The sequence below is a fragment of the Heyndrickxia coagulans DSM 1 = ATCC 7050 genome (assembly GCF_000290615.1).
Classification (GTDB): Bacteria; Bacillota; Bacilli; order Bacillales; family Bacillaceae_C; genus Weizmannia; species Weizmannia coagulans.
The window spans coordinates 1-14,782 of sequence record NZ_ALAS01000162.1 but is presented as its reverse complement, the minus strand read 5'-3'; the positions used below and the strand labels follow the sequence as shown (position 1 = coordinate 14,782).

The window sequence follows — 14,782 nt, the reverse complement described above, 5'->3', positions numbered from 1 at the left end:
TTTTGAAGCTCTGGACACCTCGTATCATACCAGGGGGGCTCTTTTTTGTGCAAACCTCAAATTTCCTTCATTACAGGAATGCTCCTTGAAGTTTTTTTGCTGTGTTTCGTAATATATCTATACTCTGATTGCGGTTATTTTTGCAGCAGCAGGATTTGGAAATGGGAGGTTCCGGAATTGAAAAAGCAGGGAAGGCGCGGTTGGGCTTTTTTTAAGGGATGCATGGGAGAAGTTGCTGAAACCGCGATTGCGGAAATCATTTGGAGAGTATTGGCTTCCTTGGCCAAAATCGTTGCCCGGTTCGCGCTACATGGATGGAATAACAGAAAAACCTTGGAAAATCCAAGGTTTGAATGGAGCACGATGCTGTTTTTAAAAATCTGCCTTTTAAAATGGATCATTATTTTCCGTTCCAGAGAAAGACTCAATGGCATGCTCAAGGGCGTTGTATGCCTGGCCGAATGCGCCTGCCGCCGAATCAGTACCTGCATGGCGGTGTTCCGGGATCGAATGCTTCGCCTGTTCGATCGCCGTAATGGCATCTTCAATCATCGTCCCTTTGTCCCCGTACTGCTGGCGGGCATCCTGAAGCTGCCGGATGCAGGCATCTAAATCTGCTGAATCGGGATGATTATAAGCGTTTTCGAGCTTTTCCTTCACTTGTTCCAAAATTTCCTTCATAATTCACACCCATTTCTGTAAAGAATACAAGGCTAGTCTTTCAAGTTGGGTTTCATTTTATGCAATATGGAATGCAAACGAGAAAGAAATTTCATCTTTTGCGCTGGAACCAGCCTGCCCTGGAGGCCTTTCTGCCCGCGAACTGCCGCTCATCCTGCTTTGCCGCCCGGTTCAGGGGTCCAATAGGAAAAAAGCGGCCCGTTTTTTCCAAACACGGGATCGGTTTCCGGCATGCCGGTTTTGCGGATATTTTCGCGCAAGGTTTCATCTGCCCTCATTTGGGTATCATAATCCTGCCCGCCCGGATAACCCCCTGTCACCGCGAACCCGCCTCCTGACTCAATCCGTTTATGCCCGGTTCCGGCCGGCAACAGCACACAATCACCTTCAGAAATTGTAAAAATTTTACCTTGAGGGCCGCCAAGCTGCACTTTGGCATGGCCGCTCCGTACCGCAATCACTTCATGGGAATTGCTGTGGAAATGATGGTAAGGGAAAATGGTCCATACCCAGTTGTTTCCCCAATTATTTTTTTGAAACACTTTCTCAATTTCGTCTGTCCGTCCTTTAAAAACACCGTGGTAAATGAGCACAGGGAGAAACGGATTATTCGGAATACCGCCGTTCTCCTCAAAATAAAATGCAGAAACGTTATCGTTTGCTGCCGTGCTCCCTGCATCTTTGCCATCTGAAGCTGACATAAATGGAAGCAATCGTTTCATGGTTGTTTCCCCTCCTCTTTTAATCAGGTTTCATGATTTCCCGGCTTCTCGTTCATCTGCACGATACAGGCAGAATTTTCTTTTTGGTATGCTCCGCCCTTGTTATTGTTTTCCCCCCGCCTAACTATCGGAAACTTTCATTTTTTGCCAAAAATCCGCGGGCTTTTTTAATAAAGGCATCCATGGTGTAATGGGATACGGCAAAGCAAGTTTTTTTGGATACCCAACCACATCCTATCCTTTTTCCCTCTTACAGGCAAATCTTGTATAATAGTCTCAGAAACCATTCAGGAGGACGGCAGTTTGGGAAAAAAAGGATGGCTCGTAGTTTTATTGTTTTTCATTACGGCTGGTGTGCTGGGAATCGGTAACTGGTATTATCAGGCGAACACCGGAAAAACGATTGAAAAAGCACAGCAGCAATATAAAAAAGACTTGGCAAAAGAAAAGAAGCGCAGCCTGGAGGCAAAGGCAGCAAAGGAAAGCGCGGCAAAACAGATTTACGAAAAACATAAAGGGAAAGAACTGGTGTATTTGCCGGTCGGCTCCAGCCTGACAGCAGGGGATTTTGCAACGAAAAAAAGCAAAACGTATCCCGCTTTGTTGGCTGCGCGCATTCACCAAGGCCTTGGATATAAAGTGAAGACCATCAATGGCTACGGCAAGAGCGGGGCCGGCCTGAAGGAACATGGGGCAGACAGTCTTCCCCATATTATTTTCAATCATCCTGATCTTGTGACGATTGAGTTCGGTACATTTGATCTGAACCGGAATGCCAAAAACACTTACGTTTCTGCCGGCCAATTTAAGAAAGATCTCGAACATTTTGTGGATGAAATCAGAAAGAGTACCGGCAAGAAAACAAAAATCATTTTGCTCACCACCTGGAACAGCGGGCAGGTGTCTTTTACTTATGACCGCGCCATTGAAGAGGTGGGGAAGGCAAAGGGTGTTCCTGTTGCCAATATTGAATCTGTCTGGCTGAACCGTTCCGATACACACGGCCAGAAAGGAGAGAAAGCGGCCACGGGCAAAAGCGATGGCTGGCTTGCCAATGACAAAGGGCATAAAGAAATTGCAAATACGGTGTACAAAAAAGCGTATGGGCTGTTAAAGTAAAATACTGGCTGCTTTTCGGAAGGGCAACCCCCGGTCTTTTGGCAGGCGCTCAAGGATTGTGAATATATCGCCCTGTCTTTCAGAAGGCTATCTCTGTAAGACAGGGCTTTTTGCTGTTTCCGGATAAATCACCCCAGTGAAAAACGAATTGTTCGTAATATAAAACAATTTGTTCTCAATATATTTTTAAAAAGCAAGGAAAACAAAGGAATGTTGCGAAAAAGAAAGTATTTTGTTCGTTATTACGAAAAAATGGCGCCGCTTTCAGCTGCATTTATTTTGAGAGACAGTTGATGCAATGCCCATTGTAATTCGTTATCAAGAACTATCGAGATGCAAAAGGTTAACATGCCGTTTCCAATTGTGGTTTTATAAAGTTGGCGTTGCCGGCGTGGCCGGGAGTTCTTCACCGAGAAACGGATTTAGTACGGTGCTGCCTAATACGGCCACCCATGTTTTTAACGTTCTCGTGCCAGGAGTCCTCCTTTTTCTTATTGGTGCAGCGATGGCGCGCACCAGTGCCATAAGCTCCAGCTTCGGAAGGAATAGCGAAAGGGAGCAGAATAGGGCTGTCTGTTTTTTGTGATAAGATGGAAAAGACAATGCAGATGGGAGGGATTCAATTGAAAAAAATTGCCAAGGGCGTTGCGATGCTGGAAATCAACCTGAACCATTTTATCATTCACCCCACTTTGATCTGGGATGAACAGAAAGCGGTTTTGGTAGATGCCGGCATGCCGGGTTCGCTTGATTTGATCCGTGCAGAAATGGAGAAGGCGGGCGTGCCGTTTGAAAAATTGGACGCAGTTATTCTGACGCACCAGGATATGGATCATATTGGCAGCGTGCCGGAAATATTGGTAGAGTCTGGCCATTCCATTACGGTGTACGCACACGGGCTGGACAAGCCATATATCGAAGGGGAGAGGCTTCTGATCAAAGCGGATCCGGAAAAGATCGATCCGGCAAGATGGGAATCGATGCCGGAAGAAATGAAACAGATGTATTTGAATCCGCCGAAAGCGAAAGTGGACAAAGTGATCGGGGATGGAGAAGTTCTGCCTTTTAGCGGCGGAATAGAGGTGATTTTTACACCGGGGCATACGCCTGGCCATTGCTGCCTGTATCTTAAAAAGAGCAAAACATTGATCGCTGCGGATGCGATGGTTGCAGACAACGGCAAACTGCATGGCCCCAGACAGCAAGTCACGCCTGATATGGGAACCGCAATGGCTTCATTGAAAAAGCTGCTTGATTTTGATATTGAATCCGTCATCTGCTACCACGGCGGCCTGTGCCATGAAAATGTAAATGAACAGATTCGCAAGCTTGCAGAATGAAATAAGAGCGTGGTAAAAAAGCCACGTTCTTATTTCATAAGCCAAACCGATGGCGGGAAAAGATGCCGGACATGGGGAAGAAAAGTCCCTGTCTTTCTGTTTTTTCCTTTTCTGGTGTGGGCCGTTTTTTGTCGTTTTTGAGTCATATAGCGGCCGACCTTGCCCCGCAGCCTTCCTTTTCTGGTGCAGGCCGTATCGCCGGTGTGTGATATAAAATGGGTTTTGTTGCCGCTCATGTTCCGGGCGGCCTTGTCATCCTGCCTCTCCCCGTCTGCTCCAGGCGTCCAAATATTATGATTCAGGCAGTCTTCGTCCATATTTTCAGCCGGATTCCCGAGAAAATCCATCAATTCAACCGGTGGCTGCCATGCAATTGGCCCGAACTGCGTGCAATCTTTTACGCCTGCCCAGGGTTCGGGCAGTTCCGGCGGGCGGAAACGCAAAGGTCCGATTGGCGGTTTTGCATAGGGAATCCCTTTCCAGATTTGCACACCTTTTTCCTCGTATCCCTGGGACTTTTCGAAAACGGTTTCAACAATTGCTGTCTTCATTTTTATTCTCCTTTCCGGAATGGATTTCTAAAGTATTCGACGGGAATGTGCAAATTTCCTTTCAGTTTTTTTTGAAAAATAGATTGACAACGAACGTACGATCTTTTATTCTGTTTATAGAATGTAAGTTCGGGTGAAGGGGTGCGAAAATATGGCAACCATCATAAGCAGCATTGGCCTAAAGGGAATAGAAGGATATTGTGTTCATGCCGAAGTGCAGATGATGTTGGGGTGCGGGTCCGGGATCACCATTGTCGGGTTGCCGGATGCTTCGGTGAAAGAATCTAAGGAACGAATACGGGGTGCATGTTCATCGATTGGATGTATGCTGTTCCAAAGCAAAACGATTGTCAATCTTTCCCCGGCAGACGAGCGGAAAAACAGTCCTGCACTTGATCTGCCCATTGCAATCGGGCTGATGGCAGAAAACCACTTTTTTCATGCCAGAATTCCTGATCATACTGCCTTTTTGGGCGCGCTCTCACTGGACGGGTCTGTTCAGGCAGTGGCTGGGATGCTTCCGTATGTGATGGCAGCAAGGGGATTAGGCATGAAAAGATTGTATTTGCCAGCCTCTGCGGAACTTCCCTTTTCACAAATGGACGGGATGGATATTATATTTGTCCAGCATTTAAAGGACGTACTCGATTCATTGTCCGGAAAGAAGCTGCCGCCTGTCCGGAAAAAGAGGCAGCTGCAACCAGATGAGTATTCGTTCGAAGCAGATTTCAGCATGATTCTTGGGCACCGGCATGCGAAAAAAGTACTGGAGATTGCCGCCGCCGGAAGCCACAATGTTTTAATGTACGGCCCGCCCGGAAGCGGAAAAAGTATGCTGGCTGAGGCTTTTCCTTCGATTTTGCCGCCGCTTTCGGAAACGTCTTCTTTTGAAGTGGCGGGACTCTATCAGCTTGCAAACGTGAAAAGGGGATTTCACCGGAAACCGCCGTTTCGCGCGCCGCATCACGCTTCATCTGCAGTTTCACTCGTCGGTGGGGGTTCCCGGCCGCATCCGGGTGAAATTTCATTAGCCCATCACGGGGTGCTGTTTCTCGATGAAATGGCCGAGTTTCCAAAAAGAACGCTTGATATGCTCAGGCAGCCGCTTGAAAATGGGAAAGTAACCATTAGCAGAGCCGCTTCCACGGTGACTTACCCTGCCCGGTTTATTATGCTTGCGGCCATGAACTTGTGCCCATGCGGTTATCTCGGGTCGCCCCATGCGTATTGCACATGCACGCCAAAACAAATTCAAGCTTATCAAAACCGGATTTCCGGACCGCTGTTAGACCGCTTTGACATATTTTTGCCAGTCGAGACAGTACCGTTACTGGAAGAGTCCGGGAAAATAAACGAAACTTCAGAACAGATCCGAACCCGCGTCACGGAAGCAAGGAAAAGGCAGTACGAAAGGTACGGGGCGGAAGTTTGTAACGGTACAGTGCCAAACGAAATTTTTCTACAAAAAAATCCGCTCGCAAACAGCAGCAGTTTAATGCTGAGGCAGTGGGCAAGCAAGGAAAACTTCAGCAGCCGGGCACAAATGAAAATTCTCAGGCTGGCAAGGACGATTTCAGATTTGCAAGGCAGCCGGGAGCTGTCAGAAGACGCGCTCTGGCAGGCATTGCAAATGAAAAGAAATCATCTTTTTGGAAAAAGAAAGGTGGATGCATATGCAACTTATGATGGAAGAAAAAGCGGAGTATTTGCCGCACGACCGCTTGTTTAAAGAACTTATCCAAACTTTTTTTGCAGATTTCATGGAAGCCTTTTTCCCGGAAGTAGCGCGGTGGATGGACTTTTCTGATGTGGAATTCCTCCAGCAGGATCTGTTTACAGACATCACAGCTGGTGAACAACGCAGAATTGATATTTTGGCAAAATTGAAATTAAAAGGGGAAGACACGGTTGTCCTCATCCATGTGGAACCGCAGTCTTATTATCAAATGGAATTTCCGGAACGGATGTTTATTTACTATTCCCGCATTTATGAAAAATATCGCTTGCCGGTTTTGCCAATTGCTGTTTTCAGTTATAATAAACGCAGGGAAACTCCTTCTCTTTTCACCGTAAGAATCCGCAACTTTGAGTCCATCCGTTTTCGTTATATGTCCATACACTTAATCAGGAAAAACTGGAAAGAATATATTCGAAGCAACAATCCCGTTGCGGCTGCACTGCTCAGCAAAATGGGGTATACAAAAAAAGAAAAAGTACAGGTAAAAGTAGAGTTCTTAAGAATGATGGCCCGCATGGAACTCGACCCGGCAAGAATGGCACTCATCTATGGATTTTTTGATTCTTATTTTAAATTAACGGATAAGGAGGATGAACTTGTGATGTCAAGCATTAAAAATCTGGATCCGCAAGAAGCCGACCAAATCCTGCGCCTGCCAAATTCCTTTTACGACAAAGGGTACAAAAAAGGGAAGGAAGAAGGAAAAGAAGAAGGAAAAGAAGAAGGAAAGGAAGAAGGATTGAAAGAGGGGTTGAAAGAAGGGGAAAGGAGAGCGGCATTAAGGATTGCCAAAAGAATGCTGGAAGAGAACCAGGATCTGGCATCAATCGCAAAATACACCGGGCTGGCAGAGGAAGAATTGAAAAAGCTGAAACAGAGCGGAGCAACCAGACTTAGGTGTGATCAATAAATACACTGGGTTGCCGGAAGAAGAAATTCAAAATTTTAAAATAGAACCGAGCAATCGGCTGCAATCGCATAAATTGTGAGCATCCGTGGAAAACTAGCCGCATCACTTCAATAAGGATGTGGAGAGAGTGGAAAAAGAGAACGGACGTGTTGAGCCGACACTTGCGACTGGCCTTGACGACCAGGAAGAGCTCGACCAAAAAGCAACGCCGGAAGAAATAGCAAAAGGTGAATATACGAAAGTGGTCAGATTGTCTCTGGATGAAGCAGATCCAAGTAAGGGTGAAGATTAATATGGCATCGAATTTTTTGGCAGGCCTAATTGCCTCCATAACTGCATTTTAAATCGCGATCCCGTATGAAAGTCCGCTATGGCGGCCATTTCTATTGCAAGTGATGCAAACAGAAAAGGCGGAAACTTTGAAAAAATGGTGCAACAAACGGATTGCATTTAAGCAGGGGGAAGGCGGCCTTGTTCCGGGGCCGCCCGTGCCAATCATTTGATATCAGCCTTTTCAGCCGTGAGCTGTTCGATTGTTTCCATTGCTTTTGCAATTTGCGCCTTCGTAAAGCTGCCAAGCAGGCGAAAGGATTCTTCGGGTTTTGCGGCATATGCTGCGACTTTTTCAATGGCCGCGCCATGATTTTCCGTCACATGCAGTGTATCCAGATTATAAGGAAAACCGAGTTTTTGATACAACGGAAGCAGTTTTTTCACTTCATTGATATCGCCTGTTGCCGCTAATTGGACAAGGATGCCGTAAGCCACTTTGGAACCGTGCAGAATGGAATGCGTTTCCGGCAGTAAGGTCAGCCCGTTATGGATGGCGTGGGCCCCAGCCATTCTTCCGTATTCGCCGGCAAAGCCGCCGACTGTCCCGGCCGCGCCAATTATAATTTCAACTATATTGCGGAAAGCGTCGGTTATCTTCCCTTCGTTTCGGTCGTGTAATGCCTGCTCACTGTCGCGCAAGATCCCTTCATAAATCGCTTTTGCGGAGCGGAGGCCGAGTTCGACCATCACCGGCAAATGTTTCATGGAACGGGTGATGCCTTCTGCTTCATACCATTTGGCTAAAGAATCGCCAATTCCGCCCAGCAAATATTCGGCCGGTGCGTTCAGGAGAATACGCAAATCGATCAGGGTTAAAAAGGCGGAACGTTTGTAATAAGCGACATGACTGAATGAGCCGTCTTCATGATAAACAGCGGATAAAGGCGTATAACCGGCACACGTTCCGGCTAGCGTTGGAACGAGCACGACTTCACAGTTGAGCAGTTCTGCTGTTCCCTTTGCCGTATCGAGCACTTTGCCGCCGCCAATCCCGACGATGACATCTGCACGGCCTGCCTGTTCCGCCAGTTTTGCCATGTTTTTCTCACTTGCAGTATGATCGTACCGGAGTACCGGCCAGTTTTGCGGTATTGACGCAAATTTTTGAAATGCTTTGAATGATTTTACCCCGGTAATGACAACCGGATATTTGAATTCTTCCAGCTTCTCTTCCAAATATTTGGCTGCATCTTCTTCACATATGTATTGGTTTGGACCGCTTCTTATGACTTGGCTTAGACGCATCTTACAGGACCTCCGTGATATAAAAATTTGATGTATGTCCAGCTTACGCCTAAATAGGTTTTATTTCAATAATTTTTTCATCATTCAGCTATTAATATATCAATGGTTCGATTACCGGGAGTTGCAAAAGAAAAGTGTGGTTTTAAAGCAAACAGACTCAGGAATCTGCCAAAAAGACAAAAAGGGGTTCCCGCAGTAACCGGGGCCCCTGAGTCCAAGCACGTGCCAATTTGAAACCGGGAATCATTAAAGTTTTAACATCCGCTCTAACGCCAACACCGCATCCCGCGCTGTGTTTTCCTCTACTTTGATCACGTTTGTTTCTTTGCCCTCGACAATATTTTCCAGCGACCATAAAAGATGCGGCAGGTCGATCCGGTTCATGGTCAGGCACGGGCACATGACCGGATTTAACGAAATAATCTTTTTATCCGGATGATTTTTGATCAGGCGCTGCACCAGGTTCATTTCAGTGCCAATTGCCCAGGCGCTCCCGGCCGGCGCGTTTTCAATCGTATCAATGATGTATTTTGTGGAGCCGCTGAAATCTGACAGGGCAACCACTTCATGCGCACATTCCGGATGGACAATGATTTGCATATCCGGATATTTCGCGCGCACGAATTCGATATTTTTGATGGTAAAGTGCTCGTGCACGGAGCAGTGCCCTTTCCATAAAATGACTTTCACATTTTCCAGCGCGCCTTCGTAGATAAGTTCGTTCCGGATCGGGTCCCAGACTGCCATATCTGCGAGTTCCACGCCTAAATCAAATGCAGTGTTTCGGCCGAGATGCTGGTCTGGTAAAAAGAAAACCCGTTCTTTCTGGGTGAAGGCCCTCTTGACCATTTTTTTCGCATTTGAAGAGGTAACGGTTGCCCCGCCGTTGCGCCCGACAAATGCTTTTATCGCTGCTGTGGAGTTGACATAGGTAAGGGGCAGCATCGTATCCCCGAACAAAGATTGCAACATATCCCATGCCCGTTCCGTCTGGTGGATGTCGGCCATGTCTGCCATCGAGCAGCCTGCGCGCATGTCGGGGAGAATGACAGTTTGTTCCGCTGATGTTAAAATATCCGCCGTTTCTGCCATAAAATGTACACCGCAAAACACAATATATTTGGCATTGCGGTTTTTTGCCGAAATTTGCGCGAGCTGCAGCGAATCACCGGCTGCATCAGCAAACTGGTATACTTCTTCACGCTGGTAGTGGTGGCACGGGAGGAAAAGTTTCGCGCCCATTTCTTTTTTGATGTTCCAAACCCGGTTTTCCATTTCTTCTTGCGCAAGGGACTGATATTTTTCCGGCAAAGCCGTAAGTTGTAACGTTTTCAGCAGGCTCATAAAGCAACCTCCTTCGTATTTTCCACGATTGCACTGATATCAAGTATTTGATAGGAATGGGTCAAAAATCCGAGCGAGATCCAATCGACGCCGGTTTCAGCATAGCTCCGGATATTTTCCATTGTGATGCCGCCTGATGCTTCCGTCGCAATATGGGGCGGCACGAGCGGCAGCCATTCGCAGATTTCTTCCGGTGTGCGGTTGTCAAACATGATGATGTCGGCACCGGCACGGACAGCCTCAAGCAGATGGTCCTTTGTTTCAATTTCGACTTCAATTTTTACGGTATGCCCGATGGATGCTTTCACTGTTTCCACCGCTTTTGTGATGCTGCCGGCAAATGCGATATGGTTGTCTTTCAGCATGACACAGTCGTACAGCCCGCGCCGGTGGTTGAATCCGCCGCCTGCTTTGACGGCGTATTTTTCAAGCATCCGGAGGCCGGGGGTTGTCTTTCTTGTATCGCAAATCTTTGCGTGGGTGCCTTCCGTCTCGCGGACTGCTGCGTTTGTGGTTGTTGCAATGCCCGACATGCGCTGGATGAGATTCAGGATTACCCGCTCTCCGGAAAGGAGGCTTACAATGGGGCCGCGAATTTCCGCAATAGCTGCCCCTTTTTCAATCCGGGCGCCATCCTTGGGAAAAATACGCGGTCTCACCGTACCGTCCAGAATGCGGAAACCTTCTTCTATCACATCCTTTCCACAGAAAATCCCGTTTTGTTTTGCAATAAACGTTAATTTGCCCGGCTGATCCGGCGAAAAAATATATTCCGTATTGATATCGCCTTCCCCAATGTCTTCCATGAAAAAATGTTTAAGCATGGATTGAAGTTGGAGCTTGTTCATAAAGTCCCCTCCGTGTGATTAAGCCTTTGTTTTTTGCATGAATGAGATGGACACCCTGCCAGCCGCTGCTTTCATCCGGGTAATCGGCGCGGATATGGGCGCCGCGCGATTCTTTCCGGCAAAGCGCCGATTGTGTGATGAGCAAGCTGTTGGTAAACATAAAGACTTTTTCCATTTCTTCCTTTGCAAGATGGCCGAGTGAAAAAGCGGAAAACGTATCAGCCCCACGAGCTTGCAGCCACTGCAAAAGATGCCGCAACCCGGTTTCTGAGCGGATCACGCCGGCATTCTCCATCATTTTTTTCTTCAATGTCACGGTGTCCAGCCGGCGGGCGATTTCCGGATTTAAAGGAGGGCGGTCGATTTCCGCTGTTTCGCCGCCCGCTGCTTCAGGTTCCAATGCATTTAAAAATGCTGCGAGCCGTTTGCCGAATACGAGCCCTTCCAAAAGCGAATTGCTGGCGAGCCGGTTTGCACCGTGCACGCCGCTTGCTGCTGCTTCCCCGATTGCATACAGCCCGTTTACCGTTGTTCTCCCGTATGTATCTACTACGATGCCGCCCATAAAGAAATGGCTGCCCGGGACAATAGGCAACAGGCCGGAATGGATATCAATGCCGCTTTCCCGGCAAATCCGGGAAATGGTCGGGAACCTTTTTTCAAAGTTTTTGATTTTACGGATGTCCAGAAAAACTTTCTTTCCGCTATGAATCGTCTGATGGATTTGGTGGGCGACCACATGCCTGGGAGCCAGGTCTTTTAACGGGTGGACGCCCGCCATGACAGGCGATCCGTTTTCATCCACAAGCACTGCACCCTCTCCGCGGACGGCTTCGGACACAAGGCCTTTCGCGCGGCCTTCCGCATACAATAATGTCGGGTGGAACTGGACGAACTCCATATCTGCAAGTTCCGCGCCGGCCCAGTATGCCATTGCAATCCCGTCGCCGATGATTTCCGGGTGGTTGGAGGTGAAAGGATACAAGCTCCCAAGCCCGCCGGTTGCGATCACGGTATGATCGGAAAAATAGTGGCGGATGTTGCCGTCGGCCGTTTTTGTTTTTACACCGGTTACGCGTCCTGTTTCTGCGGATACCATGAGTTCAAACGCCAGCTCATGTTCGATAATCCGGACGCTTTTTCCAAGTTGCCCGAGAAGATGCTGAATGACAAATTTTCCGGTTGCATCGCCGCCGCAGTGGAGAATACGGTGCACTGTATGTGCGCCTTCAAGCCCTAAATCAAGCCCGCCGTCCGGCCGCCTGTCTGCGGGAAGCCCGCTTTTTACGAGTTCTTCTGCTACGGCCGCACCCTCTTTTACCAATTTTTCCACTTCTTTTTCATTATGGTGCCGGCAACCCGCCCGGATTGTGTCTTTCACATGGAATTCAAAACGGTCTTCCGGCGAGAGGACGGCTGCGATCCCGCCTTGTGCTTTGTAGGAATTGCTCGTCTTTGTTTGCGACTTTGTAATGATCGTCACATCGTAGCGGCTGTCCAGGTGCACGGCTAATTGCAGAGCGGCAATCCCGCTTCCCAAGATACATATTTTTTCTTTCATCCGTCTCCCTACTTTACATCTGTCTTGACACATATCTTTGCACAAAATTAAACTGAATACAAGTACTTTTTAGGAGGCCAGCCATGTTTTATTTTGATTATGCGGCAACGACAAAAATGAGCGAACGGGCACGGGAGACATTTATGGAAGCAGCCGAATCTTTTTACGGAAACAGTGAAAGCCTGCATGACATCGGGACGGATGCGCGGGCGGTGCTTGAAAAATCGCGGGGCTTGATCAGTGGTTATCTCGGCGTACCGGCTGAAGGGCTGTATTTTACTTCAGGCGGCACGGAGGGGAATTTATTGGCGATTGTTTCGCTTGCAATGGGAGCTTCCGGAAGGGGAAAACATATCATTTCGTCGATGGCGGAGCATGCGTCCGTCCATTCAGCGCTCGGATTTTTGGAAAGGCTGGGATTTGAAGTGACAAGGCTCCCGTTTACGGAAAAAGGGACGGTGGATTTAAAGAAGCTTGAAGCAGCGATCCGGCCGGACACGGTGCTTGTTTCGGTTCAGCATATTAACCAGGAAATCGGCACCATCCAGCCCATTGAGGAAATTTCCCTGATGGTAAGAAGGCGGGGGATCCTGTTTCATTCCGATTGTGTGCAGTCATTTGGCAAAGCAGATGTAGCACGCATGATCCCTTATGTCGACAGCATTACCCTCTCTTCACACAAAATCCACGGGCCAAAAGGGGTCGGGGCAGTATACATTCACCCCTCTTGCGTCATCGCCCCCGTTTTTCCGTACCTTTCCCATGAAAAGGGGTTCCGCGGCGGGACAGTGAATGTGCCTGGCATTGCCGGATTTGCTGCGGCTGCCGAGGAGATTTTGATAGAAAGTGAGCGGGACTGGGAGTACCGGACCGCGTTAAAAAAGGCATCCGGTGGGACGGTTGTTTTTATAGAGGGGGAACGGGCGATGCAGCTTCCTTCCATCGTCGGCGGTATGATTCCAGGGGTTCAAGGGCAGCTTGTTTTATTGGAGTGCAACAAAGCGGGATTTGCGATCTCAACCGGGAGCGCCTGCCAGGAACATCATGAAGGCGGGAGCAAAGCAGTTGAAGCAATGGGATACGCGGAGGAAGCAATGGATCAGTTTTTCAGAATTTCCTTTGGGCGCCATACAACAAAAGAGGAGATCCTGTCACTCGGAGAAACATTAAAAAAGATTGCGGCTGCGCACAGTGCCGGAACCGCTATGCAAGACCTGTTTGCCCGTTGAATCCGGCGGGGATTATATATAAAGATGGATTAGGGAGTGGCTTGTGTTTCAAGCAGTTGGCAAGACGGAAAGAGGATGAAACAGCTAAGAAAAATATATAAAATTGCAATGAAAATGATTGACAAAATCAATAGATTGTTATTATAATTTAGAAAACTCGTGGTGCTAGTTGAGCGCTAGCGCTCAACTAGCCCAAGTGTGACAAGTGAATATGCCAACAAGATGCCATCTAGTGCTACTTCAAATCCCGCAATCGAATTCGCACGAATGTCTGTCATACGATACTGGTAAACGAGGACGGAGAACACCGTCTCTATCACTTTACGTTTTTGTTTGAGCCATTTCTCCCATGATTCCGATGGGCGGTGTTTCTGGTTTTTGCGAGATGGAGTCCAAAAAGCGATTTGGTACTCTTCATACAACTTTTTTTGCAATTCGCTACTGATGAATCCTTTGTCACCCAAGTTATAGAGGTGAGGAATTTGAGTCATGACGGTTTCAGCTGCAGTTCGATCGTGACAGGACGCCTCCGTTACCACGTATCCCATGGGCAGTCCTTGGTTGGTCACCTGAAGATGGAGCTTAAATCCATAGTACCACTGCTTTTTCGATGCACAGAGCCCGATGTCCGCGATTCCTTGAAATCGTTTGACTCGGTACATTCTTGCGGTATGGCACAATTCGAGTGGCACGCTATCTACTACCGCATAGGCGTGGTGTTGTCCACGTTTGGCTAGCTCATGGCGAATCCATTTGATCGCAAAGCGCAGCGCTCGACAACGGCGATTGTATCGAGAACGTTCGAGAAAATGTCCATCCGTAAACAAGTTCCCAGTCACAAAGCGATGCCATGCACGTTCGGAAGAGAAGCCAAGCAGCTTTCCCAAAAGATGAATGGCAATGATCACTGCGTCTTCTTGTTTCACCAAATGACGATTGCGACGTTGAAGATATATAAGTTTCAATAAAGATTTTCCGATTGTTCGATTCTGTTTTCCTCATAACAAGTCATTTTGATAGAATGCGGTGGGCGCTCTACTGGATGTAAAACAAAGTTTCAACTTATATATTTACCTGAATCCGTGACGAAATTTCCGCTTAAAGGCAAACAAATCGCATAAAATTTAGTATAATTGGTATATCAGACAAATTAAATTCATT

Annotated in this window: 14 protein-coding genes and 1 pseudogene; 6 read left to right on the top strand and 9 right to left on the bottom strand. The window is 47.7% G+C overall.

Features of this window, described 5'->3' with window-relative positions; all coding sequences use genetic code 11:
- Nucleotides 1-134: 134 nt before the first annotated feature.
- From IC21_RS08575 to IC21_RS08565, 3 genes are all read right to left on the bottom strand, one after another.
- Entirely contained in the window at nucleotides 135-401 is a 267-nt protein-coding gene (locus tag IC21_RS08575; protein ID WP_029142385.1) for a hypothetical protein, read from the bottom strand.
- The gene (locus IC21_RS08570) at nucleotides 388-681 is read right to left on the bottom strand and encodes a hypothetical protein (protein WP_013858390.1); all 294 of its coding nucleotides are present in this window, start codon (nucleotides 679-681) and stop codon (nucleotides 388-390) included. Before IC21_RS08570 ends, IC21_RS08575 begins: the two co-directional genes overlap by 14 nt.
- Before the next feature lie 149 nt (nucleotides 682-830).
- Nucleotides 831-1,403 (bottom strand): cupin domain-containing protein, encoded by a 573-nt coding sequence (locus IC21_RS08565; RefSeq protein WP_013858391.1) that lies wholly within the window; start codon nucleotides 1,401-1,403, stop codon nucleotides 831-833.
- A 303-nt stretch (nucleotides 1,404-1,706) separates the two neighbouring features.
- Between IC21_RS08565 and IC21_RS08560 the strand changes: the two genes are divergently transcribed.
- Both IC21_RS08560 and IC21_RS08555 read left to right on the top strand, forming a co-directional pair.
- Nucleotides 1,707-2,522: an SGNH/GDSL hydrolase family protein gene (locus tag IC21_RS08560; RefSeq protein ID WP_029142386.1), complete on the top strand. Its 816-nt coding sequence runs from the start codon at nucleotides 1,707-1,709 to the stop codon at nucleotides 2,520-2,522.
- 623 nt (nucleotides 2,523-3,145) lie between these two features.
- Nucleotides 3,146-3,862 carry an MBL fold metallo-hydrolase gene (locus IC21_RS08555; RefSeq protein ID WP_029142387.1) on the top strand — a complete coding sequence of 239 codons (717 nt, stop codon included), beginning with the start codon at nucleotides 3,146-3,148 and terminating at the stop codon, nucleotides 3,860-3,862.
- A gap of 29 nt (nucleotides 3,863-3,891) precedes the next feature.
- Here the strand turns inward: IC21_RS08555 and IC21_RS08550 are convergent, their stop codons facing one another.
- Nucleotides 3,892-4,413, bottom strand: a complete 522-nt coding sequence (locus tag IC21_RS08550; protein WP_029142388.1) for a carboxylesterase family protein — start codon at nucleotides 4,411-4,413, stop codon at nucleotides 3,892-3,894.
- Between the two features lie 151 nt (nucleotides 4,414-4,564).
- On the opposite strand from IC21_RS08550, the gene IC21_RS08545 reads away from it, so the two are divergent.
- From IC21_RS08545 to IC21_RS17000, 3 genes are all read left to right on the top strand, one after another.
- Nucleotides 4,565-6,142 carry a YifB family Mg chelatase-like AAA ATPase gene (locus IC21_RS08545; protein WP_029142389.1) on the top strand — a complete coding sequence of 526 codons (1,578 nt, stop codon included), beginning with the start codon at nucleotides 4,565-4,567 and terminating at the stop codon, nucleotides 6,140-6,142.
- Entirely contained in the window at nucleotides 6,087-7,061 is a 975-nt protein-coding gene (locus tag IC21_RS08540) for an Rpn/YhgA-type helix-turn-helix domain-containing protein (protein WP_029142396.1), read from the top strand. The genes IC21_RS08545 and IC21_RS08540 overlap by 56 nt, the downstream gene beginning before the upstream one ends.
- 127 nt (nucleotides 7,062-7,188) lie before the next feature.
- Nucleotides 7,189-7,353, top strand: a complete 165-nt coding sequence (locus tag IC21_RS17000; protein ID WP_013858399.1) for a hypothetical protein — start codon at nucleotides 7,189-7,191, stop codon at nucleotides 7,351-7,353.
- 203 nt (nucleotides 7,354-7,556) lie between these two features.
- Here IC21_RS17000 and IC21_RS08535 read toward each other — a convergent pair whose 3' ends face one another.
- The 4 genes from IC21_RS08535 to nadB all read right to left on the bottom strand — a co-directional run bounded on the left by IC21_RS08535 (nucleotide 7,557) and on the right by nadB (nucleotide 12,392).
- On the bottom strand, nucleotides 7,557-8,639 hold the full coding sequence (locus IC21_RS08535; RefSeq protein ID WP_029142390.1) for an iron-containing alcohol dehydrogenase family protein: 1,083 nt from the start codon (nucleotides 8,637-8,639) through the stop codon (nucleotides 7,557-7,559).
- A gap of 246 nt (nucleotides 8,640-8,885) precedes the next feature.
- The gene (gene nadA / locus IC21_RS08530; protein WP_029142391.1) at nucleotides 8,886-9,983 is read right to left on the bottom strand and encodes a quinolinate synthase NadA; all 1,098 of its coding nucleotides are present in this window, start codon (nucleotides 9,981-9,983) and stop codon (nucleotides 8,886-8,888) included.
- Nucleotides 9,980-10,831: a carboxylating nicotinate-nucleotide diphosphorylase gene (nadC, locus tag IC21_RS08525; protein ID WP_029142392.1), complete on the bottom strand. Its 852-nt coding sequence runs from the start codon at nucleotides 10,829-10,831 to the stop codon at nucleotides 9,980-9,982. The genes nadA and nadC overlap by 4 nt, the downstream gene beginning before the upstream one ends.
- A complete protein-coding gene (gene nadB / locus IC21_RS08520; protein ID WP_029142393.1) occupies nucleotides 10,800-12,392 on the bottom strand; it encodes an L-aspartate oxidase in 1,593 nt (530 codons plus the stop codon). The genes nadC and nadB overlap by 32 nt, the downstream gene beginning before the upstream one ends.
- 83 nt (nucleotides 12,393-12,475) lie before the next feature.
- Between nadB and IC21_RS08515 the strand changes: the two genes are divergently transcribed.
- Nucleotides 12,476-13,621 (top strand): IscS subfamily cysteine desulfurase, encoded by a 1,146-nt coding sequence (locus tag IC21_RS08515; RefSeq protein WP_029142394.1) that lies wholly within the window; start codon nucleotides 12,476-12,478, stop codon nucleotides 13,619-13,621.
- 176 nt (nucleotides 13,622-13,797) lie between these two features.
- Here the strand turns inward: IC21_RS08515 and IC21_RS08510 are convergent.
- Nucleotides 13,798-14,577 (bottom strand): annotated as a pseudogene (locus IC21_RS08510) (IS982 family transposase); the annotation flags it as partial.
- Nucleotides 14,578-14,782: the final 205 nt, after the last annotated feature.

Bases quoted from the DNA above. Each gene is read 5' to 3' on its own strand.
- IC21_RS08515 (WP_029142394.1), top strand. From the start codon at position 12,476: ATGTTTTATTTTGATTATGCGGCAACGACAAAAATGAGCGAACGGGCA.
- nadB (WP_029142393.1), bottom strand. From the start codon at position 12,392: ATGAAAGAAAAAATATGTATCTTGGGAAGCGGGATTGCCGCTCTGCAA.
- IC21_RS08565 (WP_013858391.1), bottom strand. From the start codon at position 1,403: ATGAAACGATTGCTTCCATTTATGTCAGCTTCAGATGGCAAAGATGCA.
- IC21_RS08575 (WP_029142385.1), bottom strand. From the start codon at position 401: ATGATCCATTTTAAAAGGCAGATTTTTAAAAACAGCATCGTGCTCCAT.
- IC21_RS08540 (WP_029142396.1), top strand. From the start codon at position 6,087: ATGCAACTTATGATGGAAGAAAAAGCGGAGTATTTGCCGCACGACCGC.
- nadC (WP_029142392.1), bottom strand. From the start codon at position 10,831: ATGAACAAGCTCCAACTTCAATCCATGCTTAAACATTTTTTCATGGAA.
- IC21_RS08550 (WP_029142388.1), bottom strand. From the start codon at position 4,413: ATGAAGACAGCAATTGTTGAAACCGTTTTCGAAAAGTCCCAGGGATAC.
- nadA (WP_029142391.1), bottom strand. From the start codon at position 9,983: ATGAGCCTGCTGAAAACGTTACAACTTACGGCTTTGCCGGAAAAATAT.
- IC21_RS08545 (WP_029142389.1), top strand. From the start codon at position 4,565: ATGGCAACCATCATAAGCAGCATTGGCCTAAAGGGAATAGAAGGATAT.
- IC21_RS08570 (WP_013858390.1), bottom strand. From the start codon at position 681: ATGAAGGAAATTTTGGAACAAGTGAAGGAAAAGCTCGAAAACGCTTAT.
- IC21_RS08535 (WP_029142390.1), bottom strand. From the start codon at position 8,639: ATGCGTCTAAGCCAAGTCATAAGAAGCGGTCCAAACCAATACATATGT.